This window comes from Ruegeria sp. BF6, assembly GCF_056538665.1.
In genome coordinates this window covers 41,534-61,289 of record NZ_JBQFTN010000020.1, presented here as the reverse complement: position 1 = coordinate 61,289, position 19,756 = coordinate 41,534, and the positions used below count along the sequence as shown (strand labels likewise).

Below are 19,756 nucleotides of genomic sequence, written 5' to 3'. Positions count from 1 at the left end.
AGGAACTGGGCGAGCCCTTCCGTCGTGACGCGATGAAAAAACCGGTCGCAGTCGCCGGTATCAGCGAAAACGATATGACACCACAGGCCGGGGTCGCCTAAGCAGATGTCAAACCCGGGCCTAATCGGGCCCGGGTTCCATTGAGCTTTCCGGCCAGGAGGGCGCAATTTTCGCACAAAGGAAACATGATGCAGGCGTTAAATGCATCCCGGACGCCCCTGTCGTGGGCGCAAGATTTCGTTCGCAAGAACGGCCATGGATTTCTGATTTCCGTTGTCGTGGCTGTGGCGGCGCAGTTTCTGTCAGAACACTACGGTGCACCGGCAATGCTGATGGCGCTATTGCTTGGCATAGCGTTTCATTTTCTGGCCGAGGAAGACACCGGAAGCTGCAAAGCCGGCATCGATTTTACCGCACGTAGCGTCCTGCGTTTTGGTGTTGCGCTGTTGGGCGCACGTATTTCGGTTGAACTAATGGTCGGCCTGGGGCCGCAACTGATCGCAGTTGTCATCACGGGCGTCATTCTGACAATCCTGTTTGGGTTGCTCGGCGCGCGTTTGCTTGGGCGTGGCTGGCGGTTTGGCATTCTGACCGGCGGTTCGGTTGCGATTTGCGGTGCCTCCGCTGCAATGGCGCTGTCCGCCATTTTGCCAAAGAACGAACACTCCGAGCGCAATCTGATCTTTACCGTCCTGTCGGTGACTGTCTTGTCCACGGTTGCGATGATCGCCTATCCGATCCTGACTGAAACTTTTGATTTCGACGATCAAATCTCGGGCGTATTTTTGGGCGGTACCATTCACGACGTCGCGCAGGTTGTCGGCGCGGGCTTTTCGGTTTCGGACGAAGCCGGTGAAGTCGCGACAATGGTTAAGCTGATCCGCGTTGCCATGCTGGCGCCAGTCGTTCTGGTGATTTCGACGCTCGTACGCCGATACGCAGAGTTCAGTGAAGAAGAAGGTAAACGACCCCCGATCCTACCATTATTTGTGGTGGGCTTCCTGATCTTCGCCACCCTGAACTCACTGGGCTTCATCCCTGATGTCGTTTCGTCAGCGATGGCCAGCCTAAGCCGTTGGGCATTGTTGGTATCGATCGCAGCGGTTGGGATGAAAACCTCACTCAAACGTATTCTGGATGTGGGGGGGCAGGCCATCGCACTGATCGTTGCTGAGACCGTCTTTATCGCCGTTCTGGTTCTGGCGGGCGTTTACCTCGTGCATTTTTGAAAGGAAATACCATGAAGCCGTTGGAAGAACTGCTCAGGAATGCAGCGCAATCTCAAAAGAAAATTGCCCTGTCAGAAGGGACTGACCCCCGTGTCGTCGAAGCCGCGCTTGAAGCCAGGAAAAAGGGTGTCGCACGCGTTGTGCTGGTGGGGGACGAAGATGTCATCTTGGGCCAATTCGCATCGTTGAGCGCCCAACCAGATGACGGAATAGAAACCGCAGACCCCGCCTCGTCAGCACATTTTGATGAACTGGCGGCGTTGCTTTTTGAGTTGCGCAAGCACAAAGGCATTACGCAGGAACAGGCCATTGTTGAAACGCGTAAGCCGCATGTATTCGCAGCACTGATGGTGAAGAAAGGACTTGCGGACGGAACCCTTGGCGGTGCTGTGGCAACCACGGCCGAGATCGTGCGAACTGCCATTAAGGTCATCGGTGTGAAACCCGGCGAAAAGCTTGTATCCAGTTTTTTCCTTATGCTGTTCTGCGAAGGTCATCACGTCAAAAAAGGTGCGCATGTCTTTGCGGATAGCGGTCTTGTTGTCGATCCTTCGGCAGAAGAAATGGCTCAGATCGCGTTGGATTCAGCCAATAGTTTCCGGGCGTTGACGCAGGATACTCCGCGTGTTGCGATGTTGTCCTTCTCGACCCGTGGCAGCGCCAGCGGTGCAGCCGTGTCCAAAGTCGTTGAGGCCACAAAACTGGCCAAGAACGCTGCACCCGACCTTCTCATTGACGGTGAACTGCAGTTTGACGCAGCCTTCGTGCCCGAGGTTGCGGCGAAAAAGGCCAAGGATTCACCACTGGGCGGCAACGCAAACATCTTTGTCTTCCCCAACCTCGAAACCGGCAATATTGCTTACAAGATTGCGCAGCGGGTCGGAGGGGCAGTGGCAATTGGTCCGATCATGCAGGGGCTGGACAAGCCCGCCAATGACCTGTCCCGCGGATGCTCAGCAGAGGATATTTTGCACATGATCGCCGTAACTGCCGTCCAAGCCGAAGCAAATTAAACGAAGACGCAACCGAACCCGGAGGTTTCGTGATGAACATACATGTCATCAACCTGTTCGACGAACCCGCAACCTGCAGCGAACGCTGCCTTTCCGATCTGCCAGATCGCGTGGTAGAGGGGGATCCCTTCCACAAGGTGGGGATACACTTCACCAGCCCCGACGGAGCACTCTCGGCAGGCACTTGGACATCAACTCCTGGAAAATGGCACGCGTTCACGGACAAGGATGAGTATTGCTATATCGTTGATGGGCATTGCGCCTTGATTCACAAAGACGGGACGCGGCAGGATTTTCGCACCGGAGACAGCTTCATGATCCCAAACGGCTTTCAAGGCTACTGGGAAGTTGTCGAGACAACGACAAAGCACTTTGTCATTCGGGATTTGTCTGAGTAACAAAAATGGTTCTGAAGGTGTCGAGGTTCCGGTCAATTGGGCGGGCCTTTCAGGGTTCCCGAGCCTTCGGCAACGCCTGTTGCTTCTTGGATAGTAGGCTCTTCACCTCGACATTCCGATAGGACCATTACAGTAACTTAGTTGGCCTTTTTTACGTATGGTGGCGAGGCTTTGACGCGCCCGGGATGTTCGAGGAACTCGCAAAACACACTATCATCAAACCTCGGTTTCGACCGATGCTCGGGTGATCTGAAAGGGCCAGTTCGGAGTCAGAACCTGTCAATTCAAACTGTTTCCTGCGTTAGCCTAAAAAACATCGTGAGCCTCGATACAAGTTCACGCTTCGAAAAAGCCTGCGACAATGCCCCCTTTACTCTCCGTTCGGTCCAACCCCGAAACGGAAGGCAAAGTACGATTTGACATTGGCCAAAAGGGCTTGGGTAAAGAAGATAGGTTCGTCCTCTTGCGCTGCGGCGACACATGTTTCAAGGATAACGTCGACCCAATAGTTGGAGGCGTTGAAGCTTTACGTTGGGAATTGATTGACTACGCTCGCAGCACATACACCATTGCTGGTTTGACCACTGTCGGCGAGAGCTGTCAGTTGCTCGTCCGACCCGGACCAATCTCTTCTGAAGAAGCTTCCACCAAGTGCATAATTCTGAGTCGTGCGTAGGAAACAACCTAGGATGAGCCTGCCTGCAGGTCGACTGATGTCGAAAGGGTGCCGACCTGCCAACCACTTTCACCGGGGTCGGACTGCACCATGACACAGGCAAGTTTGGTGCCAACGTCGACACACAGGTTCAGTTCGCGCACATCTGTGTCATCTGCGTCAACCGCGTCAACTGCGCCGCCGTAATAGCGCAGACCGGGGACTTGCCCTTCAGAGGCAACAGTGAACTCAACTCCCAAATCATTATCGGTCGGGTCGAATGTCACGAGCTGATCTGGCGAGTCTGTCGGACAAAACAGTGTTGAAACCGTTGAGCCACTCTCGCCCACGACCTCAGTTATGGTGACTGTGGCCACTAGCTCGACAGCCGGGTTGAACGCATTTGCGTCCGCCTCTCCGGCGATAGCAAATACAAAGGTGTTCGCGTCCGGATTACTGGCTGTAAAGGTGGCCGTAATCGCTGGTCAAATAACTCTTAGAAACCCCGTGGTTCTGAGTTGTGTCATAGGGCACCACAAACCGCTCACCATCGGATGCGTTTTTCGGTGTTGCCGGATCGACGGTCTGCCATCCTGTTTCGCTTGGTGCGGAAGTAACCGTTTTGGATGACATCGGAAGATCGGCATCCGCTGCGTCTCAGTAGTGTTTTGGCTCTGTCACCTGGCCGACATGCCCGTCATCAGAGTCTTAGGTCTGTCGCATCCTCAAGTCCTTCGATCTGATCGTCAGATCGGCTTATGTGATTCTGTCCGCTGCGGATGAGTTGCAGGACAAGTAGCCGTGGCCGACCGAGCTTTGGCCGACAGGTTTCACCGGTTTGAAGATCATCTACTGGTATTGGTTTTATCTCAATACGTTCTTGGGTTACTACAGCCGATACATCATTTCCTCAAAGCCTTTTACGACGATGAAGACCGAGGTTGTGACAGAAACGCTGGACCTGGCGTTAAAGGCGCCGGGTTGTTATCAGGCAACCGTACTGCATAAACAGCGTCCGCTCAGCGACAACCTGTCCACCTACATTTCCGGCGAACTTTCCGATAGGCGAATAGGTTCACAAATGGATCACGCGCGTGGCGCGCCAGATCATCCGCAGACGCAAGGCAAGGTCAAGCGTTGCAGTTACTGTCGATACCACGAAAGCCTGCAAAACCTTACATCTTCTAAGGTCTGCTTCGGACCAGGCCAGAATACATTGAAAAAAAGAGAAAGGATCAAGCGAAAGACCATCGAGGCCCAGCTCTTACTTCACCGCAGATCCGCCGCACCATCAATGCAACCTGATGAGCCAAACCCCCTTTTGTCAAATCAACCTAAACTGTCCTGTTGAAGCTGACGCCAAACCGCTGTTGGTCACTCTTTCTCACTACGTGACCATTCGCGGTGTGGTCATCTCCTCTGGTCAGGTCGTAGCGCAAGTCGATCCAGAGCCTGCTCAGTGGCCGGAAGGGGGCATTGTTAGGGATAACTAGGTTAAGAACCGCTACCTTGTCGGGACAGGGAGGTCGTGCCGCAGCTTGATCCCAAGCTGGCGGAGATCAATCGGGATATCTTACACGGTGTCCTGACCGGGCTGACAGCGCGCAAGGTTTGGCGAGAGAATGAACGACTGAAACTGGGCGAGATACAGCCGATCGAAACCGAGGTCGCGCTTGAACCGGCGGCGGTGCAGAGGCAGTTGCAAGGTCAGAACGAGGCTTTTAAGTCCCGACGCGCCGTCTTGGAAGGGCGCTAGGCACATTTCAGAGAGCAGATCCAACAGCAACAAGCTCAAATCGACGGCATTATGGCACAATTTGATGCCACTAAGGATCGGGTTGTCCTTGTCGATCGGGAGGTAGGCAATGTCTGCACCCTGTTTGATCAGGGTCTCGTGCACGAGAGCCTATTGTTAGAACTATAAGGCGGGCGGACCGAATTTCGGTGCATCAGTATGACCTGACAGGTATGCGCAACGCGATTCAAGACTCAGAACTTAAGATCAACTAGGCCAGCCAGGAATTCCAGGACTACGTGGTGCTCAAGCTGCGCCAGGATTCGGTTCCCTACATTCGATCAACGCTCGCCCCCGGAACTTTATGGCACGGTGTCTGGCGTGTCCCCGGACAGAGTCGAAGATCTGGAAACAGATCGCCATTTCCATTGGGTAGAAGTCACGTTTCCACCCGAAGAACTGGTCCGCTTAGGACTGTTCGAGCTTATACCGGGTATGCCGGTCAAAGCGTTTTTGAACACAAGAGCCCCTTTGGTTCTGTGCTTCCCTCTCAAAACACTGACGGATCAATTAAAGCGTGTCTTTCTGGAAAGCTGATCGGTGTTCGCTCAATCCTTCTTTCGCCAAGTTCGGCAAAAGGCCAAAAAAGTGTTTTGGGCTTCTTAAGGGATAGCGCGCAGTGAATTCTTCACATGCGTTTTTATGGGGGGCGGTTCAGGCCGATCGCTTCCGTTGGTAGTTTCCAAATCGACTCAAATGCTGTGGTTTTGGCTTGTTGGCGGAAAAGACACTCTACTCGCAAAATTTGCATTTTTTCATCCAATGTGCATTTCTTTTTCCATACTATGCTGCAACGCTGCTTGGTCCCGAAGGTTCCTTTGATGAAGAACTCGCCAATGAAAACACAGGTTGTGCCAGTGAAGGTGCCTGAGGCGTTGAAGGGTAAAAGGGCCGGTCTATTCTTCCTGCTGAACCAACTCGAACTTCGAAAAAGTCAGGCCAAATCAGTTGCCTCATCGGATGTTGCGCCTTTAAAAGCACCCTTTCAAATGGCTTCAGAACTTGAGCCGCAGAAGCCGTTTCTACTGACCGACGAGTTTATCTTTTCTTAGTCGAATTCCTGCATTTCACTGGTTTTTGCAAGGGTCTGAACGTGCTAAGTTGTCTTGATGATCGCTGGGAACTCGGACAACCAGGCTGACGGGTTGTTTGAAAGAACAGATTCCGGGCGCGATTTGGGCCTTTCAGATCATGTCTAGCGGTGGGTTTTGGGCAGGAAACCCAACAAGGGCGGCCGCACTTACGCCACGAGCTATGGATCGCTTTCAACGTTATCAGGCACGAAAAAACTCGCTTCGGGTGCCCGTCCGGAAGGAATGAAGAGGGCCTGCCGCCGTTTTCACGAATTAGCGAGCTTAAGGACCGAACCCTCATGTCCCCGTAATCGGAATGCGAAAACACTGCCGATTCCGCTGGAGCCGCCCACCGAATCTGCGAAGGAAAAGCATGCGAACCTCGTTCTGGCGTCTCGGACTTGCCTGAGGAATATTGCCCATGAAAACTGTCGATGCATATCGGTCCATTCAAAGCCCACAGCCAGTTATTGGATGGCCGCGACACTGAAGGATGACGGCCTGAACTAAATGCCGAAGGAATGCACGGAGTTGCTGCGTCCTTTGAAAACACTCCGCTGATTTCGGAGATTGCCACTTCTTTCTGACTGATATCGGTGATCGCGATGGGCTGGAGATATTGCCGGTGCAGTACGAGAATGCCTTTGTACACCAGAAGAAGTCGTACAACGGAAGGCTGGACGATTTATTGATATTCCCTGGCCAAAGGCGGCCGTCCTCCTAACGTGAGTTGAAGGCACCACAATGGTCAGCGCGCGTATGGCTGAACAGTTCAGCCTGGGTAGTTTCAGTATCGCAATCAGCAACCTGTTCGACACCGATCAGTTGAATCTCGCCACCCGTTCCGTTCGGAAACATCAGCTAAGCGGGCAAGACATCCCGGTTGTTGACCAAGGGCGCAGGTTCTTGGTCGGGTACTTGGTGACGTTCTGGCCGAATCCCTAAAAACTTTAGCACCGTCGCTTTGAGCAGCAGCCCGATTGTCGATCCTGATGGTCTTAGGGGATTTCGATTAGGTGAACATGCCTGTGTCAGAGCAGGCGCGCCTTTTGAATCGTGGTGCTTATCGTCAGGGTGAGAGCTTCAAAGTGACTGCAAAACCGAATGTCTGTTCCGACAGGTTTTTCGGTGCTTTAGGACAGCGTTTTGCCCTGGTAACGGCGGATATTGCAGCTTTGTCCAAATCCGGACTGTCCGACGATGCGCGCATGCGATACCCCAGAAGCTGGCCGTCGCGCGACACCTGAATGGCGACTGTCACACTCCTGCTGTCTTGAGAACCGCGAGGGTACGTTCCGATAAAAACTTGTGCAAGTACTGCGGTCACGTCCGTCTCGCTGATTCATTGGTTCAGTGCATCGGAAAATGAGGTGCTTGAATCGGTCGTCAAATCGATAGTTGTCTGGGCATAATAGTTCCCTTGGCCCTTCGGTTAATCGTTCTGTTCGATAGCAAAACCAGTGCGCCATCATATTTTTACAATCAAAGAAAAATTCCAAGATAGTCTTAGATTAATTCTAAAGTCGATGAACTTGCTCGGATCAAAAGGGACAGGTTTTGCTGCGTTCAGCGAGGGGCATGGGATCGAATGAGGAATTGGAAACTGTCGTCGTCACCCTTATCAACCGCTTCGAACAAACGGCCCAGCCAAGCCTCATCAAAGGATAAGTCGGCGGTTCCGCGCCGGAAGAATACAGATCCTTTGGTAACGGCTCGACGAAATCCGCGCATCAGGGTTTCTGCGGCGTATCTGAGCATCTGCCGGGTCAGCCAGCAGCAGAGCGCAGGCCTGACCCAATTCAACACGCGAGGATGATTGGGTCTGCAGTGCAACCACGCGTAGATGATTGACGAACTGCATCGCCCGCTCCTGCAGCTCGGGCGCACCGAAAGGGTGGACGTCTTCCCTTTTATTTAAACTGCCTGCCTGCATCATGATATGGGACCACTTCAAAACGCAAAGCCTTACAATTGTGCTAAGGCTTAATCCGGACAGCCACTGATCTGCAAAATGTGAAAACCCGGCAGGTACAGCATTGCGGTCCCGGGATCGCACCGTACTCAGACCGTAAGCAATAACGATGCGTGTCGCCAGTTCCTAGGGTAAAACTAACAAGAATCGTCGGGATTTCGGTTAGTTAACTGAAGGCAAAGGGTAATCCGTCGATTTTGGAACAGTTCTAAAAAATGTTAAGATCAACCACCAAAAACCTCGTCCAAGCAAGACGAACATGAAGCCAGGGAGACCATTTATGAAGGGTGACAAAAAGGTAATCGATTATCTGAACAAAGCGCTTCGGCACGAACTGACAGCCGTCAGCCAATACTGGCTTCACTACCGCCTCCAGGATGACTGGGGACTTGGGAGCATGGCCAAGAAAAGCCGGGAAGAATCCATTGAGGAGATGGAACACGCCGACAAATTGATCGAGCGGATCATTTTCCTTGAGGGCCATCCCAACCTGCAAAAACTGGACCCGCTAAGGATCGGGGAGAATCCACGTGAAACTCTGGAATGTGATTTGGCTGCTGAGCAAAGCGCTCGTTCCCTCTACAAGGAAGCGCGAGATGTCTGCAAAGCCGCAGGTGACTATGTTTCCATGGGTTTGTTCGAAAGCTTGATGTCAGACGAAGAAGGCCACATTGATTTCCTCGAAACGCAGTTGGAACTCTATGACCGCGTCGGACCCGAGTTGTTTGCTCAACTGAACGCCACCAAGATGGAAGATGCCGAATAAACCGCGCTGACACCCATTGGCGTGTAGCTTTTCAAGAAATCCAGCATTTTCTTCGGTAAAGCATCATCGCTCCACGAATGTCGTATTATTTCGCAGAAGATCGCCAAATTATGACACTTCAATGCGCGCATCTCGCGGCTGCAAATCCGACTCATAAAAGAGAGAATTTGTCAAATTAATGGACCGAAAGGATGTTGCTCGGCTCCGCATTTAGGGCCGCAAAACCTTCCTTTAGAAGGCTGTTACGCGACCATTGTTTTTTTCAGTACCAAAAAAGTCATCATGCCCAGCGGGGGAATCTGTCTTTGTTCTTCGACTGAGAGCGCATCCTCTTTCAGCACCGTTTCAATCTCAAAATCGGAATGCCAGCCGATTGTATTTGCAAGTGGCGAAAACACCCTTTCCAGAGAAGCAAGCAGTCCCCGCTCTCGTTGGAAATGGTTCGTAATCACTACTTTGCCACCCGGTTTGCAGACCCTCGCTATCTCCGTCATCACCCTTTCCGGTTCCGGAACGACGGACAGAACGTGCATTGCCACAACCGTATCGAAATGGTTCTCTGGAAAATCAAGCGCGCGGGCGTCCATTTGCATCAACTCGGTGACATGGTTGAGTGACATAGCTTTTACCTTGTCGCGGGCTTTTTGCAGCATCTCTTCGCTGAAATCGATCCCGGTCACTTGCGTCTCGGGCCCGTAATGCTCCAGCGACAGCCCGGTGCCGACGCCAACTTCAAGAACCTTTCCAGCGCGTTTGTTTATATATTCAACCGCGTGTTGCCGCCCGGCATTGGTGATAGCTCCAAACGTCTTGTCATAGACGGGTGCCCAACGAGCATAGGAGGTTTGAACGGCTTTAATGTCCATATCGAGTCCTTAACGGTTAGAAGTAGTTTCCCTGTCGAGCCATGCCCACGCGACCATCACCACATATGTGAGACAGAGTGCGATCAGCGTGACCCAGGCAAAGGTCAGGAGCGCGGCACCTGCAACGGCGACGCCAATGAGGAAGTACTTTACGTTTTCACGGGAGATCCTTGTGGTCTTGAATGACCAAGTCGGTATGTGGCTGACAAGTAGAAGACCGATTGTCACCATGTAGAGGCAAATAAAAATACTGGGCAGCAATGGGGCATCCGCGAAAGCGAAGGACAGATACATTGGCATCATGACCAGCAGGGCTCCTGCAGGGGCGGGGACCCCCTCGAAATAGGCGCTGTCCTGATCGCAGGTCTCAGATTTGCTACCCACATTGAACCGGGCAAGGCGCATGACGCAGCACACCGCAAAAAACAGGACTGCAAGCCACGCAGCACTGCGTATGTCCTGCAAGGCCCAGAAATAGAGAACGAGCGGCGGAGCCACTCCGAAGTTCAGGAAATCTGCAAGTGAGTCAAGCTCGGCCCCCAGTTTGCTGTCACTGCTGAGCAGGCGGGCAATACGTCCATCCAACCCATCCAGAACACAGGCGGCAATAATGAGCTGAACCGCAAGCACGTAGTTGCCCTGAACTCCAAATCTGATTGCTGACAAACCCGCGCAAATAGCCGTTATGGTTAACACATTGGGAAGCAAATGGATCAGCGCAAACCCTTTCTCTCCCTGTTCGGATGGTTCTGCCACTGATCCAACTACCTATTTTTCTTCGGGTTTGTGCAAACTGGCAAGGACGGTCTCGCCGGCAATCATCGTTTGCCCGACACGTACCTGCGGGTCCACGCCATCGGGAAGATAGACGTCCAGCCTAGACCCGAAACGGATCAATCCAAATCGCTCTCCGGTTTGCAGCGCGGCGCCGGGTTTTACAAAGCAGACGATCCGTCTGGCCACCAGGCCGGCAATCTGGACAACGGCAAGGTCTTGACCGTTCGTCATGCGGATACGCAGGCTATTGCGCTCGTTGTCTGCGCTGGCCTTGTCCAGGGATGCGTTGAAAAACTTGCCGGGGCGGTAAGCAACCGCGGTAACTTCACCTTCAATGGGCGTCCGGTTCACGTGACAGTTGAATACACTCATGAACACACTGACTCGGGTGAGAGGCGCATCGGTCATCCCAAGTTCGTTCGGTGGCACCGCCGCTTCGATCAGCGAAACCACCCCGTCCGCCGGACTGACGATCAACCCTTCTTCTGACGGCGGCACCCGTTCCGGGTCGCGAAAGAAATAGTAGCACCAGACCGTAAGGCCGACGCCAATCCAGCCCCATACGTCAGACAGAAGAAAAAGGCCGACCGTTATGGCGGCAAAGATTGCGACAAACCGAAAACCTTCCGGGTGCATCGGCTTGATGAACGTATCGCGCATGCGCATCGCAAAATTTCCCTCAGGTCAATTGACGGCTCTTTCATAAGTGGATTGGTAAGGAACGCAAGTGGGACCACCTCTGCCAGCGCCAATCAATGGTAGCTTGGATGATATTATTCGGTGCAATAGACACGAAACTCGCTTCGTGACCACTAGTCATTTAGATTTCGCTACGCAACTGATGCAAGCAGTTGGAGAGACATTGGTAACGGATGACGAGGAATTGCTTCACGCACCGAAGCGCTGACAGGGGTTGGGAGAAAAGTCGGTGGTCGCTGGCGATGCTGTATTGGGCGATTTGTTTCTTAGGATTGGTTGTTTATCAACTCTCTTTGGTACCCGAATAATGCAGGCAGCCCACCCGTGTGGAGCATGACAACTTTCTGCCCGGGTTGAATTTCTCCAGCGCGCACCAAATGCAACAACCCTGCAAAGGTTTTCGCAGAATAGACAGGATCAAGGAAAACTCCTTCGGTGCGTGCCATCTTTTCCAATGCAGCTTTTGTCATTCCACTTAGTTTGCCGTAGCCGGGCGGCAGCGCATCATCCAGAACGTTGACCTTGTCCTGCAATGGCGCCGCGTCGATATCCAGCAAGTCTGCAAGTTTCTGCAGTACAGTATTCATTCGGACCTTTTGCCAATCGCGATTCCTGCGCACGCAGACGCCGAACACAGTGGCGGCATTCTCCTCCAGCGCTATTCCAGTCAACAAGCCTCCATGCGTTGCGCCGCTACCTGACGGTACGACGACTGCGTCGAAACTCGGCATCTGTTGGCACAATTCTTGCCCGGCGACGACATAGCCGAGCGCACCCAAGGGTGGATGGTTCAGTCCTAGGTGAATGACATAGGGTTTGCGCCCTTGAGCCTTCAGTTCTTCGGCGCGTGCATGCAACGCAGCGTCGGCACCGGCTTCGTCCTCGCCTTCGGGGTAGCTCATATGTTCGGCGCCCAGGATCCTTGCCAGAAGCACATTTCCTGAACTGTAGTACTCCTCACCCATATCCGGCACACGTTCTTCCAGTTGCAGGATGGATTGCATGCCCAATTTGGCCGCTGCTGCTGCCGCAGATCGAACAAAGTTGGACTGAACGGCGCCGGTAATCAGAACGGTATCAGCACCTTGCTGAAGTGCATCGCCAAAGTAGAACTCAAGCTGCCGCGTTTTATTTCCACCAAAGCCAAGCCCGGTCAGGTCATCGCGTTTCAGCCAAAGGTCTATGCCCAATTCCGCAGACAGTCGGTCCAATCGCTCCATCGGGGTTGGACCTGTCATGAGTTGGGCCCGAGGAAATCTGTCCAGAAAACTTTTTTGTGTCATCGTCTGCCCTTCGATTTTACGCGATCGTAAATGCGCGATGAAAGAGAACACTGCAGGCTATCAACGAAACCACGCGGATAGCCGTTGTGACTAGCGATTGTGGTAAGCAAGGGCCTACCGAGCGTCCGAGAAGGCTGCCAATCAACGTGAGCACGAGGAAGCCCCATAGTTGCGCGCCATAAGTGAAAATTTGCGTCTCTGAAACGCTGTGCAACAGAAATGCGATGCCATACGCCACCAGCGCAATGGGCTGAACCAGCTTTGCAACTTCTTTGGCTGGGCGGCCTTTTGCAATCAAACCGAAAACCATAAGAGGACCCGGTGTAGCCGCCCAAACGGTTGCCAGCCCAGACAACCCCGAAACAATCGAAAATCCCGCTGTTCCAATTGAGCGGCGCAAGGGCAGCAAGGTCGTTAGAAGCCCGATCAGCAACAGGCTGGCCGTCAAGCCAAGGACAAATGCCTCACTCAGCAAGGGGTAGACGGCGAGACCTGCAATCACTCCGACGAGGCATCCGATGATCGCCGTGCGAATTGTCTGCTCGTCGGCTTTCAGCACGTGCCGGTCTGTCGCTACCGCTGAAACAACGGTGTTCAATAGAAGCAGCACGGGAACAGCCGTCGAAGTACCAAGCAGGATCATCATTGGTGGCCCTGCGATAATGCTAAACCCGATGCCCACGCCGACTTGCAGCATTGCGCCAAGGCCGATGGCAGCCATCAGGATGGCAAGGTCAACGGACACTTATACCCCCAAGGTCCCGCGCGGTACTGCTGTCCCTTTACGCCCAAGGCATGATTCCGGCGTAGGCATTGCGCGTCGCAACGGTATGCGCCATCTGCGCCAGTGTCGTCAAATCGAAGACTGGAAGTTGCAGCACTTCCTGAAGGCGCGCGGCATATGGCGGCAAATCTGTACACTCCAGTACCAGCGACCGAATATCCGGTGCTTGGCGCTTTAATCGCAGCGCGGCCTCAAGGACTTCGGCCTCGATCAGATCAGTATCCATGCGGGTGCGCGCGTTTCGCAAAATCACCTCTGCGAATTCGCTGGTATCCTCTAACCCTTGCACCGCGACGGGAATATCGGCGGCCCCGACACCTTCGAAATGCCTCGGCGTCAGCGCTGACGCATCAGCGGTCAGCACGCCCACTGGAGCATTCGCTCCGGTCATGTGGAATGCCAGAGGCACCTGGATCAGGCTGGATGCGAAGACAGGCACCGAGACTGCCGCCGCCAGTTCCTTTTGAAACAATGCCAGAAAACCGCAGCTTCCGGTGATGGCCCGAACGCCCTCGGCCTCGAGCCGTTTTGCGCCCTCAATAAACGGAGCGAGCAATTCGGGGGTTGGATTGTTTAGCAGGGTAGGGACGGTGACGCCGTCGATCATTTCGTAGAGCACCGGAAACGGCAGGCTGGACGGGTTCTTTATGTGCCCGGGTGGTTTCGGGAAATAGCTTTCAAGGCACAAGACCCCGATTGAAGCCCCGCAGATATTCTGGCCGCCCGTGTAAATTGGCATGGTGCTCAAGTCCTTTCGATGCGGAAGTTAAAACCGGGCCAACGAATATGGCGCCAGATCGATATTCGGCCTGCGCCCTGACACAAGATCGGCCACAAGCTCACCGGTCTTCGGGGCCATCATAAGCCCGTAATGAGAATGCCCGAATGCAGCGTAGAGCCGGTCGTTGCCATTGAGCGGCCCAATTGCAGGCAGGCTGTCAGGGAAAGAGGGGCGCCGTCCCATCCAGAATCGGGCCTGACTTGTATCAAGATCCGGAACCATGGATTTGGCCTGTTCGGTCAGTATCGTTTCCTTGCGCGGATCGGCAGGGGTATTTATGCTGGCAAACTCGGCCGTGCCAGCGATCCGCAGGCCGTCTTGCATTGAACTTGCAACCACCTTTGCGTCGACATCCATGACCGAATTGTTCAGAGCGGCTGAGGGCATGGGAAACTCAACGTGGTATCCTCGTTCAGCAGCCAGGGGCACGGGCAGCCCCAGTGGTTTTAGCAGGTCAGCGGACCACACTCCGGCTGCAATGATAACATGGCGCGCGCGCAGTGTTTCGCCCAACGTGGCCAATTGCCAATCGCCGTCCTCGCCGCGGGTCAGCTTGGTGACTTCAGTCCTTACAATCTCGGCGCCTTGCGCGCGCGCTTTTTCAGCCAGAACTGCACCCACACGCCCCGGAGAGGTCGCGCGGGCCTGGCCTTTGATCACAATCGCGGCCTTGAACTCTTCTGTCAGTGCGGGTTCCATGCGCCGCAACTCCGCACCGCCAATGCGCTCCAAATCGCCGCCTTTTTCCCGGCGGATCAAATAGCCAAGCCCATCCAGGTCGGCCTCTTCCGGGTTGCGGAATGCGTGGATATAGTAGCTATCGGCGATCAGATCTTCGTGCCCGGTGCCATCCAGATGTCGACGGTACAAATCAATGGAGGGACGACACAAAACCTCCATCGCGTCCGAGACTTCGCGAACAGACTTTTCGCTGGACTTACCCAGAAAGCGCAAACCCCATGGGATCATCTTCGGCCAGAAACCCGCCCGGACCGACAGTGCGCTTTTCGGGTCCAGCAGCATTTGGGGTAGTTTCTTCCAAATACCTGGAACTGCCTGCGGAATGATCGACCAAGGTGACACCACGCCCGCATTACCGAACGAGGTCTCTTGCCCCGGGTCACCCCGGTCCACAAGACGGACCGGTATGCCCCGCTCTTGTAGAGACAGTGCGCAACAGATTCCGACGATCCCTGCGCCGATAATGGTAACTTGCTCTGTCATCGTATCAGGCTGGAGATTGGCTGCGATTGCGCGCGATCAACTGGGTGACGATGACTGGCGAGGCCACCGCCAACGCTATTAGGTCAGCTGTCAGACTCGGGGCAACGAAGATCACCCCGGCGATTGCCATCAGAACACGCGACGCGAGGTTCAGTGGCTTCAGCCAGTAACCTACCACTGCAGCGGACAGGGCAATAACACCGGCTATGCAGCTAGCCGCGGTATATGTGAACTCCCACAGATTAAACCCGGTTGAGGACACAAACAGCAGAACCGGGGCGTAGACAAAGGCCATTGGCGCGATCACTTTGCCCAGTCCAAGGGTGAAGGCGGACAACCCTGTTCGGAATGGGTTCGAGTTGGCAATCGCCGCCGCCGCATAGGCTGAGGTGCAGACCGGAGGCGTGATTTCGGATACCACGCCGTAATAAAGTACAAACAAGTGGCTCGCGATTGGCGGAACGCCTAGTTGCGCCAGCGCTGGCTGCGCGACCGAAACCAGCATGATGTAGAGAGCCGTGGTCGGGATACCTGCACCCATCAGAATGCATACGATGGCGATGAATACCAGCGAGATGAAAAGCTGCAGGTCTTCCATCGCAAACAGCTGGAAGCTACCGAACGAGATCATGTTGTACAGATCTGACGCCAGATTGCCCGCGCCTTGCGTTACCATAAAGCCGATACGAAAGCCGATACCAGTGGTGTTGATTACGCCAACCACGATGCCCACCGCGGCAGCCGCCGCACCCACGGCCAGCGAGTATTTCACACCCAGTTCCACCGCAGCCAGCATCTCGGGCACTTCGATCCGTTTCTGCGGGTTGAGTGTCGCAACCACGGACAGGGCACACAGGATCGCCGTCATGGTCAGGTCGAATCCACCATCTGAGAATTTCCACAGCACGAAGGCGAGAAATGCTGCGGCATAGATCAACGTCGGTGGCTGTTTGATGCGCGACATGCCCGCGATCACGGCAAGAGAAATACCGCAGAAGGCGGACATGAACGGCGTATAGCCTGTGAACAGTACCACCAACAGACCGATTAGCGGTACGATATTGGCCCAGCCTTCGGCCCAAACGGCCTTGAGCTGCGGCAGTTGTTCTTTCGCCAGACCCTGCAGGTTCAGCTTGCGCGCCATCAAATGTACCACGGCGAAGACGCCGACATAGTGCAGGATAGCCGGGAAGATCGCCGCGATCACGATAGTGGTGTACGGAACCTCAAGGAACTCAGCCATGATAAAGGCCGCGGCACCCATGATCGGCGGCGTGATCTGTCCCCCCGCCGAAGACGCGGCCTCGACCCCGCCTGCAAAATGGCCGGGGTATCCAAGGCGCTTCATGTTGGGAATTGTCAGCGCGCCGGTTGATACGGTGTTGGCCACCGAAGAACCCGAGATCGTGCCGAAGAAGGCCGAGGATACCACCGACACTTTTGCCGGACCGCCAGTATAGCGGCCCGCCAAAATGGTTGCGTTGTCGATGAAAAGCTGTCCCAACCCAGTGCGCTGCGCGATCACGCCGAACAGGACGAAGTGGAACACGATGGTCGAAACCACCCAGAGTGTGACGCCGTAGATGCCTTCTTGCGGGAAATACATCGATGACACGAAGGTTTTGAAATTCACGCCAGGATGCTGCAGCAAGCCGGGGAAATACGGCCCCAGCAGAGCGTATGAGATAAACACACAGATGATCAGCGGTAGCACCCAGCCTAGCGTGCGGCGCGCAATATCCAGCACAAGAAGGATGATGACGACACCGAGAAACACGTCATATGCGTTTGGGTTGCCCATGCGGAACGTTTGTTCCTCAATTCCCAGTGCCGGGATTCCACGCCAGGCAATACCGACATAGAGCGCAGCAACGATGCCGAGCGCCATGAAGACCAGATCATAAAGGGGTATGTTGCCGATGCGGAACCGGCTGACCTTGAGGGCATAGAGGCTTTTGGCCCCGATAATAGGGATTGTCGCGTAGACCAGAATGAACAACAGGGCCAAATAGATACCCATGTGCCAGTGATCGGCAGGCAGGCCAAAACCTGCGGTGAAGAATTCATAGAACGCAAAGATCAGGGCAACGACACGCAGCACTTTGCCAGTGGTGGGCGTAACCTGCCGAACGGCGGCGCCTTCGTCGAACTGTTCCTCAATAGCGGCCAGTTCCTCGGCCGTCAGTTCGTGGTCATCAAGTTTCTGGGTCTCGGACATGATGGCCCCCCGATTTTGCAAAATTCCAGAGTACGGTGCCCCGCGCAGGGGCACCGTCGACAGGTGTCAGTGAGGTGTGGTTACTGAAGAAGCCCGGCTTCTTTATAGAACTTCTCCGCGCCCGGATGCAGCGGAACACCCAACGCCTCGACACCGTCCAGGGCTGTGTCCGGAGTGATCTGCTTACCCTTGGCGTGGCCGTTATCCAGCAGCTTGCGGGTGTTGTCGTTCCACAGGGCCTTGGTCAACTGATAGACCAGATCCTCTGACAGGTCCGACGAAACAACCAGCATCGCGCTGACCGCGGGGGTTTTGGTTTCTCCGTCAATACCTTCGTAGACACCACCCGGAATGGCCGAGGGAATATAGGCGGGAATGATCTCATTGATCTTGGCGAGATCCTCATCGCTGAACGAATGCAAATTCATGCCCTTGGTCGAGGAGAGTTGCACCATAGCAGCAACTGGCCAGCCCGCAGCATAGAAATAGGCGTCTAGCTGACCATCGGCCAGACGCTCGGCGCTCTGGCTGTTGTTCAGCTCGGCTTCGTCCATGTTGTCGCGGTTGACGCCCCATGCGTCCAGCATTTGCAGCACGGCAACCTGCGTGCCCGAACCGGCTTGAGCAATACCAACACGTTTGCCTTCCAGATCGCCCAGATCGTTGATCGTCTGTCCGGCTGGCAGAACCAGATGCAGGTCTTCAGGAAACAGGTTGGCCACGATGCGCAGATTGGGATGAGGCTTACCCTCGAATTTGCCCTCGCCCAGATACATCGAACGCGTGACGTCGGCCGCGGCCAGACCAGCCTCAAGCTCACCGTTTTGCACGGCGGCGTTGTTGAAGACCGACGCGGTGGTGGACTGCGCAATGGCGATCAGGCCGGGAACGCCACACTGCCCGCCCTCTTCGCACGGACGTGAGCCCGGAGGAGCCGAGATGCCGTTGGCGATGGTGCCGCCAATGGGGAAATAGGTGCCGCCGGCACCACCAGTGCCGATACGGAAAAAGGTCGGGTCTTGTGCCAGCGCGGGGGCGGCCAGTGCGCCTACCAGAGCAAGGCCAGTCAAGCATTTCGCAAATTTCATTGTCGTCTCCGTTGTTGGTTCGTTGGATTCGGTTGGTCCGAACTTCGATCCTGAAAGCCTAAAGGCAAATCGCATAAAAACAAATTTTTTATATTTCATAAAACTAAGGTTTTCCTTATGTATTGGGTATGAACCTGACGCAGCTCACTGTATTCCGAGAGGTGATGGAAACCGGCTCCATCTCTCAGACCGCCAAGAAACTGAATCGCACACAGCCCGCTATAAGTCTTGCGTTGAAGAACCTTGAAAAGACGCTGGGCTTGCCATTGTTCGAACGCAAGGGAAGGCGGCTGGTGCCGGTGCCCGAGGCGCATTATCTGCTTGCCGAGACCACCGGCATCCTGGACCGACTTGCGACGATATCCAGCACAATGGAAGGGCTGATAAAAGGGCATTCCGGCAGCCTCAACATCGCAACAATGCCGGGTCCATCCGCTTTTTTGTTTCCGCGGTTTATTAGCCAATCGGTTGGTGAAAACCCAGAGATACGCATCACGTTGTCTACGCGTAGCTCGCCGCAGATTATGGAGCTTGCCGGGACGCAGAACATAGATTTTGGCTTCGCAGATTTCGAACACTCGGCCGGGAAAGAGCCTCAGTATTCGGCTGAGCTGATCCGGGCGGACTGTTTTTGTGCCGTCGATCGTAACAGCCCGCTTGCTTCCCGCAAGATCTTGACAATCTCCGATCTCGACGGGGCTCCTATGGGGGGGCTGCATGCCACTCATCCCTTCCAAAGTAAAATTCGGCAAGAGTTTCAGGATGTATCTGCTAACTACAACCCAACGGTGACCTGTCAGTACTTTCTTCCGCTGATACCCTTTGTGAGCTCCGGTCAGTGTTATTCGATCGTGGATCCGTTGACTGTGGCGACTGAGCTGGAGCTAAATTTTTCGAACGGAAAGATTGCGTTCTTGCCCTTCGAGAAACCGCTCAGATACGAATATGCGCTCCTTGAGCCCGACCACCGACCACCGTCTCAGCTGGCACTAAAGATCAAAGCAGGTTGGAAAGCCGAAGTGTTGAGGATGTTGGAGCAGGTGAACGCAAACCCTAAAGCGGTATGTATTGATGAAGCTGGTGGCGAGCGGAGCTGAATTGCCGGCTCCGTTTTTGTCTGCTGTTCGTGGTCTAG

At 54.5% G+C, this 19,756-nt stretch carries 20 protein-coding genes; 8 read left to right on the top strand and 12 right to left on the bottom strand.

All coding sequences use genetic code 11. From position 1 onward, the window contains the following. Positions 1–185: 185 nt before the first annotated feature. The 3 genes from ACR0IM_RS22390 to ACR0IM_RS22380 are packed head-to-tail and all read left to right on the top strand — an operon-like array spanning position 186 to position 2,640. Entirely contained in the window at positions 186–1,229 is a 1,044-nt protein-coding gene (locus ACR0IM_RS22390; protein ID WP_480683274.1) for a YeiH family protein, read from the top strand. An 11-nt stretch (positions 1,230–1,240) separates the two neighbouring features. Further along, entirely contained in the window at positions 1,241–2,242 is a 1,002-nt protein-coding gene (gene pta / locus ACR0IM_RS22385) for a phosphate acetyltransferase (protein ID WP_480683273.1), read from the top strand. A 32-nt stretch (positions 2,243–2,274) separates the two neighbouring features. After that, positions 2,275–2,640: a cupin domain-containing protein gene (locus ACR0IM_RS22380; RefSeq protein WP_480683272.1), complete on the top strand. Its 366-nt coding sequence runs from the start codon at positions 2,275–2,277 to the stop codon at positions 2,638–2,640. Between the two features lie 684 nt (positions 2,641–3,324). Here ACR0IM_RS22380 and ACR0IM_RS22375 read toward each other — a convergent pair. Further along, positions 3,325–3,645, bottom strand: a complete 321-nt coding sequence (locus ACR0IM_RS22375) for a DUF4082 domain-containing protein (protein ID WP_480683276.1) — start codon at positions 3,643–3,645, stop codon at positions 3,325–3,327. 488 nt (positions 3,646–4,133) lie between these two features. Here ACR0IM_RS22375 and ACR0IM_RS22370 point away from each other — a divergent pair, with 488 nt between their 5' ends. Beyond that, positions 4,134–4,646, top strand: a complete 513-nt coding sequence (locus ACR0IM_RS22370; protein WP_480683271.1) for a hypothetical protein — start codon at positions 4,134–4,136, stop codon at positions 4,644–4,646. A 222-nt stretch (positions 4,647–4,868) separates the two neighbouring features. On the opposite strand, the gene ACR0IM_RS22365 is transcribed toward ACR0IM_RS22370, so the two are convergent. Next, positions 4,869–5,195 carry a hypothetical protein gene (locus ACR0IM_RS22365; protein WP_480597209.1) on the bottom strand — a complete coding sequence of 109 codons (327 nt, stop codon included), beginning with the start codon at positions 5,193–5,195 and terminating at the stop codon, positions 4,869–4,871. 156 nt (positions 5,196–5,351) lie between these two features. Here ACR0IM_RS22365 and ACR0IM_RS22360 point away from each other — a divergent pair, with 156 nt between their 5' ends. Together ACR0IM_RS22360 and ACR0IM_RS22355 are read left to right on the top strand one after the other, a co-directional pair. Next, positions 5,352–5,627 (top strand): beta-barrel domain-containing protein, encoded by a 276-nt coding sequence (locus ACR0IM_RS22360; RefSeq protein WP_480683275.1) that lies wholly within the window; start codon positions 5,352–5,354, stop codon positions 5,625–5,627. Positions 5,628–5,926: 299 nt separating this feature from the next. Further along, positions 5,927–6,142 carry a hypothetical protein gene (locus ACR0IM_RS22355; protein ID WP_480597211.1) on the top strand — a complete coding sequence of 72 codons (216 nt, stop codon included), beginning with the start codon at positions 5,927–5,929 and terminating at the stop codon, positions 6,140–6,142. 1,090 nt (positions 6,143–7,232) lie between these two features. On the opposite strand, the gene ACR0IM_RS22350 is transcribed toward ACR0IM_RS22355, so the two are convergent. Then, positions 7,233–7,490 carry a TonB family protein gene (locus ACR0IM_RS22350; protein ID WP_480683270.1) on the bottom strand — a complete coding sequence of 86 codons (258 nt, stop codon included), beginning with the start codon at positions 7,488–7,490 and terminating at the stop codon, positions 7,233–7,235. A 925-nt stretch (positions 7,491–8,415) separates the two neighbouring features. Here ACR0IM_RS22350 and bfr point away from each other — a divergent pair. Beyond that, positions 8,416–8,901: a bacterioferritin gene (gene bfr / locus ACR0IM_RS22345; protein WP_480643231.1), complete on the top strand. Its 486-nt coding sequence runs from the start codon at positions 8,416–8,418 to the stop codon at positions 8,899–8,901. Between the two features lie 242 nt (positions 8,902–9,143). Here bfr and ACR0IM_RS22340 read toward each other — a convergent pair whose 3' ends face one another. The 9 genes from ACR0IM_RS22340 to ACR0IM_RS22300 all read right to left on the bottom strand — a co-directional run bounded on the left by ACR0IM_RS22340 (position 9,144) and on the right by ACR0IM_RS22300 (position 18,621). Next, complete coding sequence (locus ACR0IM_RS22340) at positions 9,144–9,767, bottom strand: class I SAM-dependent methyltransferase (RefSeq protein ID WP_480683269.1); 624 nt, start codon at positions 9,765–9,767, stop codon at positions 9,144–9,146. A 9-nt stretch (positions 9,768–9,776) separates the two neighbouring features. Then, positions 9,777–10,523, bottom strand: coding sequence for a CDP-diacylglycerol--serine O-phosphatidyltransferase (pssA, locus tag ACR0IM_RS22335; RefSeq protein ID WP_480595811.1), 747 nt, complete (start codon positions 10,521–10,523; stop codon positions 9,777–9,779). Between the two features lie 12 nt (positions 10,524–10,535). After that, positions 10,536–11,210, bottom strand: a complete 675-nt coding sequence (locus ACR0IM_RS22330; protein WP_480683268.1) for a phosphatidylserine decarboxylase — start codon at positions 11,208–11,210, stop codon at positions 10,536–10,538. Positions 11,211–11,509: 299 nt separating this feature from the next. Further along, positions 11,510–12,481: a D-cysteine desulfhydrase family protein gene (locus ACR0IM_RS22325; protein WP_480683267.1), complete on the bottom strand. Its 972-nt coding sequence runs from the start codon at positions 12,479–12,481 to the stop codon at positions 11,510–11,512. 61 nt (positions 12,482–12,542) lie between these two features. Then, positions 12,543–13,247: a TSUP family transporter gene (locus ACR0IM_RS22320; RefSeq protein ID WP_480595817.1), complete on the bottom strand. Its 705-nt coding sequence runs from the start codon at positions 13,245–13,247 to the stop codon at positions 12,543–12,545. Positions 13,248–13,308: 61 nt separating this feature from the next. Further along, positions 13,309–14,049, bottom strand: coding sequence for an aspartate/glutamate racemase family protein (locus ACR0IM_RS22315; protein ID WP_480595819.1), 741 nt, complete (start codon positions 14,047–14,049; stop codon positions 13,309–13,311). 27 nt (positions 14,050–14,076) lie between these two features. Beyond that, positions 14,077–15,315 (bottom strand): NAD(P)/FAD-dependent oxidoreductase, encoded by a 1,239-nt coding sequence (locus tag ACR0IM_RS22310; RefSeq protein ID WP_480683266.1) that lies wholly within the window; start codon positions 15,313–15,315, stop codon positions 14,077–14,079. Positions 15,316–15,319: 4 nt separating this feature from the next. After that, positions 15,320–17,533: a TRAP transporter permease gene (locus tag ACR0IM_RS22305; RefSeq protein WP_480595823.1), complete on the bottom strand. Its 2,214-nt coding sequence runs from the start codon at positions 17,531–17,533 to the stop codon at positions 15,320–15,322. Positions 17,534–17,613: 80 nt separating this feature from the next. After that, the gene (locus tag ACR0IM_RS22300; RefSeq protein WP_480683265.1) at positions 17,614–18,621 is read right to left on the bottom strand and encodes a TAXI family TRAP transporter solute-binding subunit; all 1,008 of its coding nucleotides are present in this window, start codon (positions 18,619–18,621) and stop codon (positions 17,614–17,616) included. A 128-nt stretch (positions 18,622–18,749) separates the two neighbouring features. Here ACR0IM_RS22300 and ACR0IM_RS22295 point away from each other — a divergent pair, with 128 nt between their 5' ends. Further along, positions 18,750–19,718 carry a LysR family transcriptional regulator gene (locus tag ACR0IM_RS22295; protein WP_480683264.1) on the top strand — a complete coding sequence of 323 codons (969 nt, stop codon included), beginning with the start codon at positions 18,750–18,752 and terminating at the stop codon, positions 19,716–19,718. Positions 19,719–19,756 lie beyond the last annotated feature (38 nt).